General features: G+C 53.3%; 12 protein-coding genes. 2 read left to right on the top strand and 10 right to left on the bottom strand.

The genetic code is table 11. The features are described from left to right. Positions 1-6 precede the first annotated feature (6 nt). The 6 genes from F0P93_RS01885 to F0P93_RS01910 all read right to left on the bottom strand — a co-directional run bounded on the left by F0P93_RS01885 (position 7) and on the right by F0P93_RS01910 (position 6,443). Complete coding sequence (locus F0P93_RS01885; RefSeq protein WP_150874681.1) at positions 7-1,392, bottom strand: DUF4403 family protein; 1,386 nt, start codon at positions 1,390-1,392, stop codon at positions 7-9. A gap of 126 nt (positions 1,393-1,518) precedes the next feature. Then, the gene (locus F0P93_RS01890) at positions 1,519-1,965 is read right to left on the bottom strand and encodes a hypothetical protein (RefSeq protein ID WP_150874682.1); all 447 of its coding nucleotides are present in this window, start codon (positions 1,963-1,965) and stop codon (positions 1,519-1,521) included. Between the two features lie 101 nt (positions 1,966-2,066). Then, entirely contained in the window at positions 2,067-2,621 is a 555-nt protein-coding gene (locus tag F0P93_RS01895; protein ID WP_150875825.1) for a GreA/GreB family elongation factor, read from the bottom strand. Between the two features lie 156 nt (positions 2,622-2,777). Beyond that, positions 2,778-3,560: an acetolactate decarboxylase gene (gene budA / locus F0P93_RS01900; protein ID WP_150874683.1), complete on the bottom strand. Its 783-nt coding sequence runs from the start codon at positions 3,558-3,560 to the stop codon at positions 2,778-2,780. 180 nt (positions 3,561-3,740) lie between these two features. Continuing rightward, on the bottom strand, positions 3,741-5,882 hold the full coding sequence (locus tag F0P93_RS01905; RefSeq protein ID WP_150874684.1) for a xanthine dehydrogenase family protein molybdopterin-binding subunit: 2,142 nt from the start codon (positions 5,880-5,882) through the stop codon (positions 3,741-3,743). Positions 5,883-5,984: 102 nt separating this feature from the next. Then, positions 5,985-6,443, bottom strand: coding sequence for a (2Fe-2S)-binding protein (locus F0P93_RS01910; RefSeq protein WP_150874685.1), 459 nt, complete (start codon positions 6,441-6,443; stop codon positions 5,985-5,987). 227 nt (positions 6,444-6,670) lie between these two features. On the opposite strand from F0P93_RS01910, the gene F0P93_RS01915 reads away from it, so the two are divergent. Both F0P93_RS01915 and F0P93_RS01920 read left to right on the top strand, forming a co-directional pair. Then, a complete protein-coding gene (locus tag F0P93_RS01915) occupies positions 6,671-7,585 on the top strand; it encodes an oxygenase MpaB family protein (protein ID WP_150874686.1) in 915 nt (304 codons plus the stop codon). A 51-nt stretch (positions 7,586-7,636) separates the two neighbouring features. Further along, entirely contained in the window at positions 7,637-8,617 is a 981-nt protein-coding gene (locus F0P93_RS01920) for a 3-keto-disaccharide hydrolase (protein WP_150874687.1), read from the top strand. A gap of 113 nt (positions 8,618-8,730) precedes the next feature. On the opposite strand, the gene F0P93_RS01925 is transcribed toward F0P93_RS01920, so the two are convergent. From F0P93_RS01925 to F0P93_RS01940, 4 genes are all read right to left on the bottom strand, one after another. Next, positions 8,731-11,376: an ABC transporter permease gene (locus F0P93_RS01925; protein ID WP_225309333.1), complete on the bottom strand. Its 2,646-nt coding sequence runs from the start codon at positions 11,374-11,376 to the stop codon at positions 8,731-8,733. Beyond that, on the bottom strand, positions 11,373-11,708 hold the full coding sequence (locus tag F0P93_RS01930; protein ID WP_150874688.1) for a PadR family transcriptional regulator: 336 nt from the start codon (positions 11,706-11,708) through the stop codon (positions 11,373-11,375). Before F0P93_RS01930 ends, F0P93_RS01925 begins: the two co-directional genes overlap by 4 nt. Before the next feature lie 539 nt (positions 11,709-12,247). Continuing rightward, on the bottom strand, positions 12,248-13,003 hold the full coding sequence (locus tag F0P93_RS01935; protein WP_150874689.1) for a LytR/AlgR family response regulator transcription factor: 756 nt from the start codon (positions 13,001-13,003) through the stop codon (positions 12,248-12,250). After that, positions 12,981-16,100 carry a sensor histidine kinase gene (locus F0P93_RS01940; RefSeq protein ID WP_150874690.1) on the bottom strand — a complete coding sequence of 1,040 codons (3,120 nt, stop codon included), beginning with the start codon at positions 16,098-16,100 and terminating at the stop codon, positions 12,981-12,983. The genes F0P93_RS01935 and F0P93_RS01940 overlap by 23 nt, the downstream gene beginning before the upstream one ends. Between the last annotated feature and the right edge of the window lie 35 nt (positions 16,101-16,135).

Here is a 16,135-nt window from a genome sequence, read left to right on the forward strand (position 1 = left end):
AGGTGGTCACAACTGCTTGACCCGAACCGCCACTTTCGATTGGACATGGATGAGAGCCTGAATCCCATCGGGCCGGATCGCGATTTTCTGCGGGGTAAACCGGAACGACTGGATGCCGAGGTCGGTTTTTTTGCCGGACTTCCCTTTTTTAAACGATTCAGTGATGGTTTCAGGGAGTTTTTCAATCTCACCACCCAGCGAAATGGTCAGAAAGCTTTCCAGCAGTTTGATGAGGCTATTGTGAACAAGCGAACTCGATAGTTTGGAGAGTTCACGAACGGTTCCGGCGTCGAAGTCCAGGTTTTGTATGCGAAGGGTGTTGGAGAGCGTATCAAATGTGGGGCGACCTGTCAGGTAAAGTGTTCCGTTCAGTAATCCGCTGACCTCCGTTTTGACGATCAACGAACGTTGCCCGCCATACACCGAGGCTTTGTGGATGGTCAGGGCACCCAGCAGCAGCTTCTTTTTCTTACTGGCCAGGGTGCGTTCCAGCATCCGGTTGATGTCGGCATACGGGATCACACTCAACAACCGCAGGTCCGAGCGTTGAGAAACCCGATTCCGCTTCTGCAAAAGCGGTAATTTGACTTCCGAATAAGCCGGTTTTTCGGGTTGTAATACGGTTTTGGTGGCAAAAGCAATCCGCAAATGCGTCGTAATGTTGACCGAATCCCCATCAATGGGACTGGCCTCGACGCCGAGCGGTTTGGGAAGCAGCCAGAGACCGTACTGGCGGTCAATCAACAGCGGTTTCTGGATGCTCTGCCAGATTGGCATCACCATCTGGTCGAGCCGGAGTTCCTTGTAAACCGCCGTATCGATGGCTGATTCGATGGCAGACTGGTGTTTGTCGAGGAGTTTTCTGGCGAAATTGGTCAATGAGATCTCCTTTCCCAGAAACCGGAGCTCAGGTTCGACAATCCATTCGTAATTCGTAAACTGCACTTTACTGGCCAGCCGCCAGTTTGGCGTCACCGTCAACGGACTTTGAAAGTTGACGTGGAGCGAGCAGAAGGGTCGCTGTTCGGAGGTTTTGCCGGAGCTAAAAGGCGAATTAATGTACAGCCCTAAAGGGGCCGAAAACTTCACCTGGTTGTTGACATACTGGATGCGAACCGGCCCGGAGCGAACGACCTTAAACGGAAAAATGCCACCCTGCTTGCCACTCGATGAGCCTTTACCGACCAGCACGGGATCAAGCTCCTGATTGATTTTTTCCTGTAATTCCTTCAGCGTAAAGGTAATCGGGCCCGCCAGATAAGACGTATCGCCGGGGATGGCGGGGTCAAAGCCTTCGGCTTTTGGTGGCTGTGGGGCGGTCTTCTGGCACTGCGTCAACACAAGAAGAAGGCTCAGGCCGAGGGTCAGGCGAACTAAAAACCGTATCGTCATTCAAGAGGGAAGGTCGTAAGCGAAGAACCTTATGAATACAAACTACGGTTCATTTGCGGTTGTTTGCGTCAACCCGTAATTTCTGCCGGTCCACCATTCCCCCGAATCGTGAACCGGCCCCGTACCTCAATCGTTGGATTGGGTAACGCGATAGTCTTTGTAGTTCTTTTCGATGATGGCGTCTTTAAACAGTTTGAAATGTTCGGCCGCTTTTTGCTTGCCATACATTTTCGTCAGCAGTGATTCAATGCCATAATCAGCCCCCTTCACGACGGGGTCCATGATGAAAAGGTAGGCATACGAGCCATCGGCTTCCGGTTTGGTCGGGTGCAAGACCCGGGTTTGTTTAAAAACTTTTTGTTCCGAAGCCGACAGATTTTTGGCACCGGGCCAGAAGATCTCATGAATAAAGCGTTCGTACTGAGCGCGCTTGGTGGCTTTGACCGGGTAAGCGATGACCCAGACGGTCTCATTGGCTTTGGCGACGGAGTGCGTGGTCTGACTCAGAACGGGGTTTGCGATCAGAATGAACAGGCTACAAAACAGGATCTGGCGGAGAGGGGAGTAGGACATGGCTTTAGGTTTTGAAAATCAATAGATTAGAAGTGAAATACGTCTCAATTTCAGGCCCTTTTCAACCATTTCCAATCCTGTTAAATGAGAATGGCAGGAATTTAATCGCTCTTTAATTTCGCAAGCTCTTTTCTGTCAATCTCATCATAGCGGATTGCCGTAATTTCCAGCATTTCCTCCCCCTGTACGGTTCGCAGCGAGACCGTATCACCTGCCCGTTTCCCCTGGATGCTCCGGGCAATGGGAGCTGTAAAGGCGATGAACCCCCGCGAAGCATTGGCTTCATCGACGCCAACGATCGTAAACCGGCGTTCAGTCCCCGGTGATTTTCCGGTTTTGGTTTTCAAAACGACGGTGGCCCCAAAGCGAACCTCGTCCTGGGGGTGAGAGTCCACCACTTTGGCACTTGAAATCCGTTGGTTGAGGTTGGCCATTCGCCCGTTCAGTAGTGCCAATTGTCGACTTCGTTCGTTTTCGTCGTTTTCCTCACGGGCTTGTAAGTGAGCATGTTCCGATTCCAGGTCGGTCAACTCATCCCGCAGCAGCGTCAGTCCACGGGGTGTCACATAATTCGTTACCCCGGGCGGCAGGGGCGCGCGGGCGGGAATTACTACCGGCGCGTCGGCGGTTTCGTTTTTCAAAAAAGCACTGCTCATTTCCGGGTGATTCGTTGGGTACAAAATGGTCGTGTCCAAAGGATTGAAACCACCGGAATGACGAATTGTTTTGGGCTGATCGGGACTGGCCGGCGCCATTGCAATCCACTGCGGATTACAAATCCGCGGCAGAAGTAATCAAGATTGCAAATCAGCTTATAACGTCACTTTTCCGAAGTCGGTATTGGTGTTCAATTCCACGTAATACCCTTTGGTGCGGTCGATTTCGACGGTAACCTGAGTCGCCGTAAAATCATAGACGTGTCCGCCCGATTTACGGTCGTCCGCCAGAAAATGAAAGTGAAAACCGGGAACGTTCACCTTTTCCATATACGTCGGCACCAGAAAACCGACGGCCACACCGGTGGTATTCGTCAGGTTGAAAATGACCTGTGATTTGGCCAGGTGGTCATTTAAAGTCGGATACGGTTTTTGGGCAGGCGCGGGGGCGCGGGTGGTCAGTTTTGAAAAAGTACCCTTGATGCGTATGGCGTAGATTTCGTTGATGGGCAGGGTAGCCGCAATCATTTTTTGAAGCTGGTCGAGGGTCATCCCGGCGGTTTGGACGGTAAAACTGGAGTCGGCTTTGAAAAACTTCACGAATGCCAGGGACGTACTGTCGTGGTCGGCTACTTCGGAAACGCTGCCATTGGAACGAATCCGGTATTGTTTCCCCTCATTGATCACCAGTTCGCCATCCACGCGGTTGAAGGTGCCGACTCCGAAATCGCCGTGTTTCTTCAACTCGCCGAACGTCAGGTTACCGTCGAAAACACCCGCCAGCAGCGCAGTGATGATGGAGTACTGGTAGAGGAAATCCGTGGTGGAACGGGTGTCAGGCTGGGCGTCTTCTTTGGTCGTACAGGACTGTCCGGTTAGTAAAGTTAAACTGACAATTGAATAGAAAAAGGCACGTTTTACCCCTGGTTTGGTTTGCATTCGGGTCGTTGAGTAAGCAATAAAGGGGAAAGAATACGGTATTTGCTGATCAAGATTTGCAAGCGCCGGGTGACCCCGCTTGATCCCATCGGATTCGGATTTTAAATCCGAGACAGTTAGGATCGGGCGGGGTCGCCCGGCGATTGCAAATCCCGATCAGCATAAGTCAACGCACGTCACTTACGAAACGCCTTTGAAAACTTCGGTTTCAACAAAAGGCTGGTTATACAACCGTTTGCCGGTGGCTTTGAAAATGGCATTGGCCACAGCCGCGCCCGCCGGGGGGAGCGAAGGCTCGCCCAAACCGGTTGGATCGATCTCATTCTGAACGAAGTAGACGTCAATCTCCGGTATTTCGTTCATTCGAATCAGCTTGTAGTCGTTGAAATTCTTCTGATCGGGAATGCCGTCTTTGAACGTGATGTTGCCGTACATGGCGTGACCAATCCCATCGACCACACACCCGCGAACCTGCTGCTGCGCCCCGCTCTGGTTGATCACGACACCACAATCGGCGGCCGAATACACTTTTTTCAAAACCGGTTTCCCCTTTTCAACTACCACTTCGCCAATTTGGGCCACGTAGGAGCGGTGGGAAAAATAAACGCTAAATCCCTGTGCAACGCCTTTCTTTTTCCCCCAGCCCGATTTCTCAACCGCCAGTTGAATCACGCCCTTCATCCGGTCGACGTCGTAGGTGATTTTGCCGACCGGTTTTTGCTTGGCTTTGTCCAGTAATTCGAGCCGGAACTGTACCGGATCTTTGCCCGCAGCCTGAGCCACTTCGTCCAGAAACGCCTGTTCGGCGAACGCCAGGAAGTTGGTGATCGGCGCACGCCAGGGGCCGGTCGTAATAGGCGATTTGTGGTCGATGCTGTCGATCAGGAGGTTATCGACGGCACCCGACGGGAAGTTGTCTTCGCGGGTAGCGTTCCCGGCATTGATGCTGGCACCCCGCAATTTATAGCCAATCAGGTTGTTCTGCGCATCCAGGGCCGCTTCGAAGCGGTAGCGAACGGCCGGGCGATAGATGCCGCCGGTCATGTCGTCTTCGCGCGTCCACATCACCTTCACCGGCGCGTTGACGGCTTTGGAAACCTGAACGGCTTCGATGGCGTAGTCGGTGTTGAGCCGCCGACCAAAACCGCCCCCCATGCGGGTCAGTTGCACGCTTACTTTTTCGGGCGATAAACCCAGCAGTTTCGCGGTCTGATTCCGGGCTGCTTCCGGGGTTTGGCTGGGGCCGACCAACTCCGCGCTGTCGGCTTTGACATGGGCGAAGAAATTCATGGGTTCCAGCGGATTATGGGGCAGGAACGGACATTGATATTCCGCTTTGATCACTTTGGCCGCATTCTTGAAAGCGGATTCTACATCACCGTCTTTCCGCCGAACGGTCGTATTCGGACTGTCCAGCATCTCTTTAAAAAGCCGGTTATGGTCCGACGTGCTTTCCAGATTGCCATCTTTTTCCCACTCGATCTTAAGGGCATCTTTGGCTTTTTTGACCTGCCAGGTCGATTTGCCGACGACGGCCACGCTGTTGTTGATCGTCACGACGTTGACGATACCGGGCATTGCTTTGGCCGCTGCCGAATCGACCGACTTTAGTTTATAGCCAAAAGCCGGGCGTTGCAACATGCCGATCAACATCCCTTCACGGTGGAAATCCAGCCCGAACAGCGGTTTTCCGGTCAGAATGCCGGGATTATCGACGTTTTTAATCGTTTGCCCGATCAGCTTGAAGTCTTTGATTTCTTTCAGCTTGACATCCGCCGGAACCGGCATTTTTGATGCTTCAGTGGCTAGCTCACCGTAGCTCAGTTTGCGTTTGCTGGCGGCATGAAGCACGAATCCTTTACTGGTCGTACAGTCCGACGCCGACACGTTCCAGCGTTTAGCAGCAGCCTCCAGCAGCATGTGCCGGGCCGTTGCACCGGCCACGCGCAGCCGTTTCCAGGAGTGCGGAATGGAACCGCTTCCCCCGGCGACCTGACGTTCAAATTTCTGGGTATCGAGTGGTGCCTGTTCGACCACAACGTTTTTCCAATCAGCATCCAGTTCTTCCGCCACGATGATCGGGAAGGCGGTTTTGATGCCCTGGCCCACTTCCGGATTGGGCGACAAAATGGTGATGACGCCCTGTGGATTGATGGACAGGTAACTATTGAAATCAATGGCTGGAGCAGCCACGCCTTTGAGGGGCGCGCCAGCAACGGCGGCTTCGGAATCCGTCCAGTTGAAGCCCAACAAGAGACCTCCTCCGGTTGCAACGGCAATTTTTAGAAAATTCCGGCGGTTATGATTGAGTTGTGAAGACATGTTGGTTTGGGGTTTGGGGTATTCGGTTTACGGTTTACGGTGGCTGACGCATTCATTTAGCGTGCGTCGGCCACCGTAAACTGAAAACCGTAAACCGTAAACTTATTTTGTTTTTGCGGCTACTTTCACGGCTTCTTTGATGCGGTGGTAGGTGCCGCAGCGGCAAATATTTCCGGACATGGTGGCTTCAATCTCGGCATCGGTGGGCTGGGGCTTGCGTTTGAGCAACGCAGCCGCCGTCATAATTTGTCCGGCCTGGCAGTAGCCACACTGGGCTACGTCCACCTCATCCCAGGCTTTCTGAACCGGGTGGTCGCCATTTTTGGACAATCCTTCGATCGTAGTAACTTTGGACGTCCCGATGGCCGAAACCGGCAATGTGCAGGAACGGGTCGCTTCGCCATTCAAGTGGACAGTGCAGGCACCGCACTGGGCGATTCCGCAACCGTATTTGGTGCCGTACAACCCCAGGTTATCGCGCAATACCCACAACAACGGGGTGTCGGCTTCGGCTTCGGTCTGGTAGCTTTTGCCGTTGATTTGCAGTTTGAACAAGGCCATAGTGAAGGAGTGAGTTTGGAATCGGAGCTAAATTACAAATTTAGCGCACGAATCCGGAAGATTTGCCCGAATTTATACGGTTTGAGGTCTATTGTCTGTTTATTTTAAAGGCTGATTATATTGGATGGGAACATGGATTGAACGGATCAAAAAGGATTAGCACAGATAAAATCCGTTTTGATCCGTACAATCCGTGTTCCCATCCACAATTCATTGAAAAAACGGCTATGACGGCACCGGTTTATTCAAAAGTAGCAGGCGTATTTCGCAATCCGGCGGTTCGACGCGAACTGCAACAGCTCGACCCGCAGCGGGACTACCAACGCATGGTGCAGTTGCTGGTGGGCTACGAATTTCCGTTCGACATCACGCGAGCCCTCGAACTGGCCCTTTTTCACACCTACGCCAGTCCCCGCACCTCGGCCCTGCTGATGCGAACGGGCGAGTTTGAGAAACACGGCCAGAAGCGGTACGATGACACCAGCATCCTGATTGCCTGGTTCATGCAATACGGTTTGAACACCGAAACCGGATTGCGGGCCATCACCCACATGAACCGCATCCACGGTTTTTACAGCATTCCGAACGAGGATTTTCTGATGGTGCTGGCCACCTTTATTTTTTATCCCATCAACTGGATTAACCGCTACGGCTGGCGGCAGCTGATTCCGGCGGAGGAGCAGGCTTTCTTTCTGTTTTTCCGGGAAGTCGGGCAGCTAATGAACCTGACTGCTATTCCTGAAACCATCGACGAGTTGAAAGCCTTCACGGAAGCCTACGAAGCGGAACATTTCCGGTATGCCGACAGCAACCGTCACGTCGCCGATTCCACCGTCCGAATTGTGCAGGGCTGGGTGCCCAAACCGTTGCGCCCGGTCGTGAAGCCGGTTTTTGCTGCCCTCATCAACGACAAACTGCGGGAAGCATTTGGCTACCAAAAACCGCCGGCCTGGTTCTGCGGGTTGCTGGAAGCTTCGTTCCGGCTTCGAAAAGGCCCCCTGCGCTGGATCACGTTTGAACCGTATCCAAAACTGGTCGAAAATACGTTTCATCGCTCGTATACAACCGGTTTGCCCGCTGTGGAAGAATTGGGACCAACGAAGCTGATGAAGAAAGAACCTCGGCTGCGTAACCGTGAGTAGACTCAATCCGGTTTTTTCTTATGGCAGCAATCAACATAAAGCTTCAAACTGATGATATTCTATACTGAGAAATTATTACACAGGGTTAATCAGAGGATATCAGAGCTCATCAGGGAAACTCTGATTAACTCTGGTATTCTCCGCTTAACTCTGCGATACAGCCTTTTTCTTCTTTTCTTCCAACCCGCTTTCGCCCAGAAGAATGACCCGAAAAAAGAGGAATGGATTCAACTGTTCAACGGCAAAGACCTGAGCGGCTGGGATATTAAAATTGCCGGGGAAGACCTGAACGTTAACTACAAGAATACGTTCCGGGCCGAAAACGGCATGATGCGGATCATGTATGATCAGTACACGACATTCGACAACAAATACGGCCACATTTACTACAAAGAGCCTTTTTCGTATTACATCCTCAAGTTTGACTACCGGTTTCTGGGCGACCAGGTGCCGGGTGGTGCCAACTGGAATGTGCGCAACAGCGGGGTGATGATCCACTCGCAGTCGGCGAAGAGCCTGACCAAAGACCAGGATTTTCCGATTTCGCTGGAGATTCAGACGCTGGGCGGTTTGGGCAAGGGCGTTCGGCACACGGCCAACCTCTGCACGCCGGGGACCATCGTCGAGATGGGTGGCAAAGTGATTCCCGATCACTGCATCGACTCGCAATCCAAAACCTACGACGGCGATCAGTGGGTCAGCGTCACGGCGGTGGTGCTGGGCGGGGAAATCATCCACCACATCATTGAAGGCGACACGGTGTTGACCTACGAAAAACCGAAAATTGGCGGTGGGTACATCAGCAAGCAGAACGACTTTGCGTCCGGCCACGTGGGAAATCCAGACTACTGGCTCAAAAAAGACAACACGCTGTTGACGGGTGGCTACATCGCCCTGCAAAGTGAAAGCCACGCCATCGACTTCCGAAACATCGAAGTGCTGAATCTGAAAGGCTGCATGGTGAAGAAGGCGCTGAACTACAAGTCGTATTACCGGGTGGCGGATAATTCCAAGTGTACGTATAAGAAGTGAGTAAAAAGAGTTGTATCGCAGAGTTGAGCGGAGTAAAAGGGAGTTAAGCAGAGAAAATAAATAACTCTGCTTAACTCTTTTTTACTCCGCTCAACTCCGCGATACAACTCTTTTTACTCACTCTTCAACACCTTCGCCGGATTGCTCCTGGCCGCTTTCAAGGTCTGCGATCCGATCAGCAGGAAGGCCAGCACCATGACGACCAGCACGCTGATCAGCAATTCACTCAGCCCGATCGGTTGGTGATACACGAATTTCGTCAGGATGAACTGGTCGAAGAAGAGGTACGTCACCGGCAATGCGATTAGGGTGGCAATGAACAACAGCACCAAAAAGCCTTTACTCAGGTGAAAAATCAGTCCGCCTTCGCTGGCACCCAGCACCTTGCGGATGCTAATCTCTTTCAGCCGGGTTTCGGTCGTGAACACTACCATGCCGAACAGGCCCATCGACGCAATGCAGATGGCCAGGAAGGTGATGAAGCCGATCACTTTCACCATCACTTCGAACTGCTTGTAGGCTTCTTCTAGCTGCTCATTGTAAAATACTGCTTTGAGCGGGTGTACTTTGTCGATTTTCTGCCAGGCCGCTTCGATGCTCGCCAATGCCGCCGGGTAATCTTCGGATTTGATGCCAACGTTAAGATAACCACCGGGTTGGTCGGAGGAATACCGAAAGACGGTCGGTTCAATTTTGTGATCCATCGTTCCATAATGAAAGTCTTTTAAGATCCCCACGATTGTCAATGGTTTGTTATCCACAATCACCTGCTTGCCGATTGCTTCGGCCGGGTTTTGGTCGGCCATGTGAAATCGTTTCAAAACCTGCTCGTTCACTATGACTTCCGTTTCGTTACCGCTGGTCGGACGGTTTTTGAAATTAGCTCCCGCGACAAAAGAATGTCGGTGAAGCGGAATGTAATTTTCATCGACAAAGTTTTGCCACACATTCGCCGAATCCTTTCCCCCTTTGTCCTGGTATTTCATCTGGGTACCGTACAGGCTCCCGAGGCTCGTGATCATGCTCGAGGTGGCGATTTGACGTATTGCCGGAATTTCGGCCAGTTCCTTTTTCAACAGCGAAGATTTATTCCCCTGCATCCGGATGTTCAGTATGTTTTCGGTGGTAAAACCCAGATCGAACGACAGAAATCCCCGGTATTGCCTGTAGCCGATCAGGGTAGCCGTAATAAAAATCAGAGAAAACGTGTACTGGATCACGATCAGCGCCTTGCGCAGGTTGACGTGCCGAAACACTTTTAGCGTGGAGGCATCTTTCAGAACCTGAACCGCCTGGATGCGCGAGAAAAACAGGGCGGGTAAAAAACCGGCAGCAAGCCCAACAACAACGGCCAGGAGCAAAAAATAAAAGATTAGACGGGGTGATAATTCAAGCAAAACCACCTCTGCTAAGGGAGGAGCAAGCGCCAGAAATTGAATGCGCAGGAACAGAAAAAGCAGAAACGAAAAAAACAGTGCCATCACGGAAATGATGACTGACTCAGCCAGAAACTGCCCCAGCACATGGCCTCTCAGCGCGCCAACGATTTTGCGTATGCCCACTTCGCGAGAACGGCGCATCGACCGGGCAATCGAAAGATTCGTATAATTAAAACCGGCCGACAGGATCACAACGAGTGCCAGCCCAACCAGCGTCCAGACCACAGGCAGAGGAATATTGACACCAATCTCATTGGACAATCGCCCGCCGAGAACAATGGTGTCCATCGGCTGGAGCGAAAGATTGATTTTCTGACGATCAAGCAGCGCATTTTCGGCGGCACAAAGCTGATCAAGTCCGGCCTGAATCGCCTGCAGGTTGGCATTTTCGGGGAGTGTTAGATACACATAGTTTTGATAGATGTTATTCCAGTCCATGATACCGCCGTCGGAATCGGCTTTCTGGCCAAGCATCGACGACAATGAAATCAGGGCTTCAAACCGCATGTGTGACAGTTTGGGGAGGTCTTTCAAAACGCCGGTCACCCTGTAATTCAATGTATCGAACCGGACGGTTTTTCCCAGAGCTTCGGTTTCGCCGAATAGCTTCCGGGCAGTTTTTTCGGTAATTACCAGCGAATACGGCTCTTTCAGCGCGGTAGCCGGATTCCCTTTGAGCAGTGGGAACGTAAAAATCTTCAGAAAGGAGGGATCGGCCCAGGTTGCCTCCAGCGGAATGATGGTTTCGTCGCTGACTTTCGCATCGCTGTAAAATCCCCGGCGGATCAGCGATACGTCTTCGATACCCGCGATCGTTTCCCGAATTTTAAAACCGGCTTTCAGAGATGTTGATGCTAAATCCATGACGCTTTTGTCCGCCGACTCGGTTCGGGTTAAAAGCCGGTAGATTCGATTCCTCTTTTCGTGAAAGAGATCATAGGAAAGCAGATCGGTTAAAAAAGCGATGACAAGGAGTCCTACCGACAGGCTAACGGCCAGCCCGATAATGTTGATGGCCGAAAATAATTTGTTGCGCACCAGACTGCGCCGTGACGTTTTGAAGTAGCTGCCAAGCATGAGCCAATGGATGAGTAGGTTGAGGAATTTGGGTTTGCGAATGGTGTAGGGCCTGAAAAATTTCAGCGCATCGAGGACAAAAATCCAGCGGGCGTGTCGGATGCCTTTAGTTTTCAGGTTCCTTTCAAAATATTCATTCATATCGCCTTCCAGATCTTCGAGCAAGTCGAGCCGACAATACCAGCGGAGCAGATTCCGGGCCCAGCGCGGTGGTTCAGGCGGTTTTTGAGCGGTCGTTTTCATACGGAACCCTCCAGATTAAAACCGGGAATGATGCGCCAAAGGGCTTCGCGTACCTCTTTGGAGCGCGTCAGGGCGACTTTTCCGGCGTGGGTCACTTCGTAATACCGTTTGCGTTTTCCACCTCGGGCGTTGGTCGCTTCGCCCATCCGGCTTTTCACCAGGCCTTTTTCTTCCAGCCGGTTCAGGACGGCATGCACCACGCCCAGCTTGGCCGCTCTTCCGGTGTATTTTTCCAATTCGTCGCAAATGGCCACGCTGTAGGCATCGCTGATGAGGGCGGCAATGGTCAGCAGCACCAGTTCCTCAAATTCTCCGAGATTCGTCCCCTTCATGGGCTCGTTCGTTAAGTGGTTTTTATTAATTCACCAAATGTATGTAAAATAGGCTTATTAATTCACTAAATGTATGTAAAATGTTTTGAGCAACGGACGAACCTCACCACATCTTCCGAAAAGCCCGAAGGGCTGCCCATCATTAACCCCGGATAAAAGCCGTGGAATGGAAACGCGTCAACCCACACCGCTCGAAAAACCAACGGGCGCCCATCATTAGCCTCGGATTACATCCGGGGGACAGAACAGGCGTCGTTCCAGCCCAAACCCTGAAAGGGTTAAATAGGATCATGGTGGGAGGGATTCAACCCTTTCAGGGTTAATACACGAATTGGATCACGCATTCCAATTCCCCGGATTTCATCCGGGGCTAGTGATGGGCAGCCCGTTGGGCTTTTCCGGACGGTGTGGGATGAGGTTAGTCTGTGTCCCTATCCCCCGGATTTCATCCGGGGTTGGAGATGGGCAGCCCTTCGGGCTTTGTTGGCGGTGTGGTGAGGTCCGGTCGTTTGAATAACCGTCGGTCGGGAGCCGGAGGGTTAGCCCGGTTTGGAGAAAAAAGATTGCCGGACGCGCCGGGACATCCTGATGGCCGTGCCGTTCGTGAGCTGAACGGTTCCGTCCCGGTCGATCTGTTCGACAAACTGCAGGTTGATGAGGTGGGATTTATGAACCCGAACGAAATCGTGTTCACGCAACATGGTTTCGAACTCTTTCAGGGTTTTGGAAGCACAAAACCGGCGGTTTCCGGTCAGGTAAAAGAACGTATAGTTATTGTCGGCTTCGCAGCGGATGATGTCGGCAATGGTCAGGAGGTGCATACCTTCGGTGGTCGGAATGGGTAATTTATGCTGGCTTGGATTGGGCGTTTTGAGGTTATGAACCAGGTTTTTAATCAGGACACCGGGCGGAAACGGTTGCGGTTGTCGGCGCAGAAATTTGTCGAAGGCAGTCCGCAATTCATCGATATCGATCGGTTTCAGCAAATAATCCAGCGCACTTACTTTGATAGCCTGCAACGCAAACTGGTGGTGGGCGGTGGTAAAAATAACTTCGAAATCCCAGCGGCTGGCGCCCCAGTCATCGATGGCATTTAAGACGTCGAAACCGTTCAAAACCGGCATTTCGATGTCCAGAAAAACCAGGTGAGGTTTGAAGGAACGAATGAGGGAAATGCCTTCCTGGGGACTTAAGGCGGTTCTGAAGGCCGTGATTTCGGGCAGGTATTTCCCGACCAGAATTTCGAGGACGTGGCAGGCTCGGGGTTCGTCGTCAATGACCAGGGCGCGGTACATAGGCAGGAGGATAGAGGGGGCTGGCCCGGACGGCAATTTGGGTGATGATCGGCAAGTGAACGCGGACGCAGGTTCCGGCGGGGTGTCCTTCGGCGTCGACCAGGTCTTCAATCTGCAAGGTTCCGCGCCCGTGACCCGCCGGTTCGAGCAATTGCAAACGTTCCGTGACCAGCGCCAGTCCGCGGGTGGTGCGGGTCACCAGTTTTTGGGCCGAAAGCGCAGCCGCACGCTGGCGACCGACACCGTTGTCTTCGAGAATGCACGTGAACGTCTGGTCGTCATTTTGCCGGATTTCCAGCCGAAGCTGGCGCGGTTCCGACTGGTGGATGAGGCCGTGCCAGATGGCATTCTCGACCAGCGGTTGTAGCAGGAGCGACGGTATTTGCCAGTTTTGTGTATCGATGGCGGGATCGACGTCGATGCTGTAGTGCATCGGCTGGTCGAAGCGCATGGATTCCAGTTCCAGGTACAGCCGGATCAGTTCCAGTTCGTGATGGATGGCGTGGAAATTTCGGGCCGATTCTTCCAGAACCATGCGCAAGAGCCGTGAAAACTTCGACAAATACCGGTATGCCGCATCGGTATGGTCGGCCAGAATGCATTCCTGAATGGAATTGAGGCAATTAAAGATGAAGTGCGGGTTCATTTGTGCCCGAATGGCCCGGGTTTCCAGGTCGGCAATCAATTGGGCCAGGCGGTTTTTCTCCACTTCCCGACGCTTGATTTGCTGTTCCCGGTACCGGATCAATCCCCAAATCCCGAGACTCAGCCCGGCGAGTACCAGCGCGATAAACCACGTTCGTTGCCAGACGGGCGGCAGAATCTCGAACGGAAACGAAACGACGGAACTCCAGATTCCATTGGCCGAAGCCCCCACCATCCGAAAGGTATACGAACCCGGTTTCAGACCCGCGTAGGTCACGGATCGATCGCTGCCCGCTGCCTGCCGCCAGCTTTCGCCACTGCCATCGAGCCGAAACCGGTAGCGGTTGAACGACGGATTGACCAGGCTCGGCAAGGCAAAACTGAATGTCAGCGCGTTTAGGGAAGCCGGCAACTGACAACGAACCGGCAAACCGCTGCGGACGTCCCGACTATCGGCATACTGAAAAATGGCGTCTTTCCCGTCGCGCAGCCGAACCCGCGTAATCAGACTGGACGGGGCTTCCTGGATTGGGTCAAGTTGCCGGAGCGGGAAGCGCAGAAGTCCTTCTGAACTGCTGATCCAGAGCGTATCGTTCGGATACTCAAACAGATGCGGGTTTTGAAATGACTCGCCGAAAAAACCGTCCTTGTAGTCAAAATTGCGGATTTGGGTAGCGGCTGCGTCAGGAATCAGGCAGGTTAGGGCCGTTGATCCACCCGCCCAGATCCGCCCTTTGCTGTCCACCATTACGTCGTTGAATGTATTGGAAGGCAGGCCGTCGCGGGTGGTGTATTGGCGGACAGGGCGAAAAAGACCGCCCACAAACTGGCCCTGTAGCAGCCCCTGTCCTTCGGTTGCCAGCCAAACCCGGCCCAGTTTATCGAGGGCAATTTTGCGGATGGACCGAACCGTCACCGGCCCGATGGTCAGGCGGTGGTGCGTAAATTTACCGTGTCGAAAAGAAACCAGACCGTAGTCGCTGGCGAGCCAGAGCGTGCCGTCTGGTGCGGCCAGTCCCGAATAAAAAATGGTGAACTTGTAGCGGTTGGTGACTGGTTCGTAAAACCGCAGCCGATACCGTCGATCTGCCACGCTGTCAGTCCGAATTTGGGTGATGCCGACGTCGCCCACGGCCCACAGGTTGCCCGCCCGGTCGGGAAAAATGTCGTTGAATCCTTCATCGCCCAGCCCGTCGGCGGCCGTATATTGTCTGGCGGTTTGGCCGTCGAACGAAAACAGTCCCTGGTAGGTAGTGGCCAGCCAGAGCGTCCCCCGCGCATCTGCCCGAAGGGCGCTAATCCCGGCAATCGTTGTCAGATCCCGGCCCATTTTCTGAAGCTGATTCCCTTTTCGGACAAACAGCCGACCGTGGGGGGCACCCACCAGCAGTTGCCCCCGGAACCGGCCCAAACCACTGATTTCGTTGCCCGCCACCGAAGTTGGCAAAGGAAACCGTTCGAAGCCCGAACGCCGGAGTTTGAGCAGCCCTTCGTTGGTGGCTATCCAGAAAATGCCCTCCTGGTCGAGCAGCAGTTTGGTGAAACTGCCGCTGGTTTTTCGGTATAAATTGATTTCCTGAATGGGTTGCGCATCGCCGGCGCCCTGGCGGTAAAGCCCGTAGGAAAGGTGCCAGAAATGGTTCTTCTGGTAGGCGACATCGCTGGAAATCCGGTCGTTTAAGAGCCGTTCTTCCTGACCGTTTCGGAGCCGGATCACACAGGACAGTCCGAGGGGGGTAAACATCAGGTCGCTGGAGGACCGTACGGCCAGCGACTGAATCTCCACTTTGGGCCCCGGACTTTGCCAGATTCGTTCCAGCGGTTTTCCCGGTTGGTAGCGGAATAAATCGAATTTTCCGCCGATGTAGAGCCGGTTTTGCTCGTCGAAAGCCAGCGAAAACACCCGCCGGTCCGCCAATTTCGGAACCCATTTTTCGTAATCCGGCAAGGCCCTGGGGTGAACGGTCGCGGCTGGATTGGTGGTGAGGGTTTGCAGATCCGCCTGATCGATCCGGTAGGCCCCGCTGCTGGTGGCGCACCAGAGGTTCTGCCGTTGATCGAAGAGCAGGTGATTCATACGCACGAAACGACCGGTTTGGAGGCTCCGAACCGCGTGAGCGATGCCGTGTTGAACCACAAACAAACCGTCTTCCGTTCCGACCCACAACTGCCCGTTTCGGTCTTCCGTGATCGCATTGACCAGGCCCAGCCAGCGACCTTCCTGCGCCACGCTGATGGTTTCAAAACCGTAGCCGTCGTAGCGAACCAGTCCGATGTCGGTGCCCAGCCAGAGGTAGCCGTTAGCATCCCGGAACAGGGCGTGAAGATCGGAAGTCGGTAAACCCTGACGCAAGCCGATGGTTTCGATCACAAACGACTCCGTCTGCCCCTGCGAAAGGAAGGGCAACAGGCTCATCATCAACCCCATCAACAGCCGGGCAACGCGCTTCATATCCGGAAAGGCTTTCGCCCACAAGGTACACCCGG

The organism is Larkinella humicola (genome assembly GCF_008727875.1).
In the GTDB taxonomy this organism is placed as follows: domain Bacteria; phylum Bacteroidota; class Bacteroidia; order Cytophagales; family Spirosomataceae; genus Larkinella; species Larkinella humicola.

What these genes read in the sequence shown, in the direction of transcription:
- F0P93_RS01930 (WP_150874688.1), bottom strand. Translation starts at nt 11,708, where the DNA reads ATGAAGGGGACGAATCTCGGAGAATTTGAGGAACTGGTGCTGCTGACC.
- F0P93_RS01940 (WP_150874690.1), bottom strand. Translation starts at nt 16,100, where the DNA reads ATGAAGCGCGTTGCCCGGCTGTTGATGGGGTTGATGATGAGCCTGTTG.
- F0P93_RS01935 (WP_150874689.1), bottom strand. Translation starts at nt 13,003, where the DNA reads ATGTACCGCGCCCTGGTCATTGACGACGAACCCCGAGCCTGCCACGTC.
- F0P93_RS01920 (WP_150874687.1), top strand. Translation starts at nt 7,637, where the DNA reads ATGATATTCTATACTGAGAAATTATTACACAGGGTTAATCAGAGGATA.
- F0P93_RS01885 (WP_150874681.1), bottom strand. Translation starts at nt 1,392, where the DNA reads ATGACGATACGGTTTTTAGTTCGCCTGACCCTCGGCCTGAGCCTTCTT.
- F0P93_RS01925 (WP_225309333.1), bottom strand. Translation starts at nt 11,376, where the DNA reads ATGAAAACGACCGCTCAAAAACCGCCTGAACCACCGCGCTGGGCCCGG.
- budA (WP_150874683.1), bottom strand. Translation starts at nt 3,560, where the DNA reads ATGCAAACCAAACCAGGGGTAAAACGTGCCTTTTTCTATTCAATTGTC.
- F0P93_RS01915 (WP_150874686.1), top strand. Translation starts at nt 6,671, where the DNA reads ATGACGGCACCGGTTTATTCAAAAGTAGCAGGCGTATTTCGCAATCCG.
- F0P93_RS01905 (WP_150874684.1), bottom strand. Translation starts at nt 5,882, where the DNA reads ATGTCTTCACAACTCAATCATAACCGCCGGAATTTTCTAAAAATTGCC.
- F0P93_RS01890 (WP_150874682.1), bottom strand. Translation starts at nt 1,965, where the DNA reads ATGTCCTACTCCCCTCTCCGCCAGATCCTGTTTTGTAGCCTGTTCATT.
- F0P93_RS01910 (WP_150874685.1), bottom strand. Translation starts at nt 6,443, where the DNA reads ATGGCCTTGTTCAAACTGCAAATCAACGGCAAAAGCTACCAGACCGAA.
- F0P93_RS01895 (WP_150875825.1), bottom strand. Translation starts at nt 2,621, where the DNA reads ATGAGCAGTGCTTTTTTGAAAAACGAAACCGCCGACGCGCCGGTAGTA.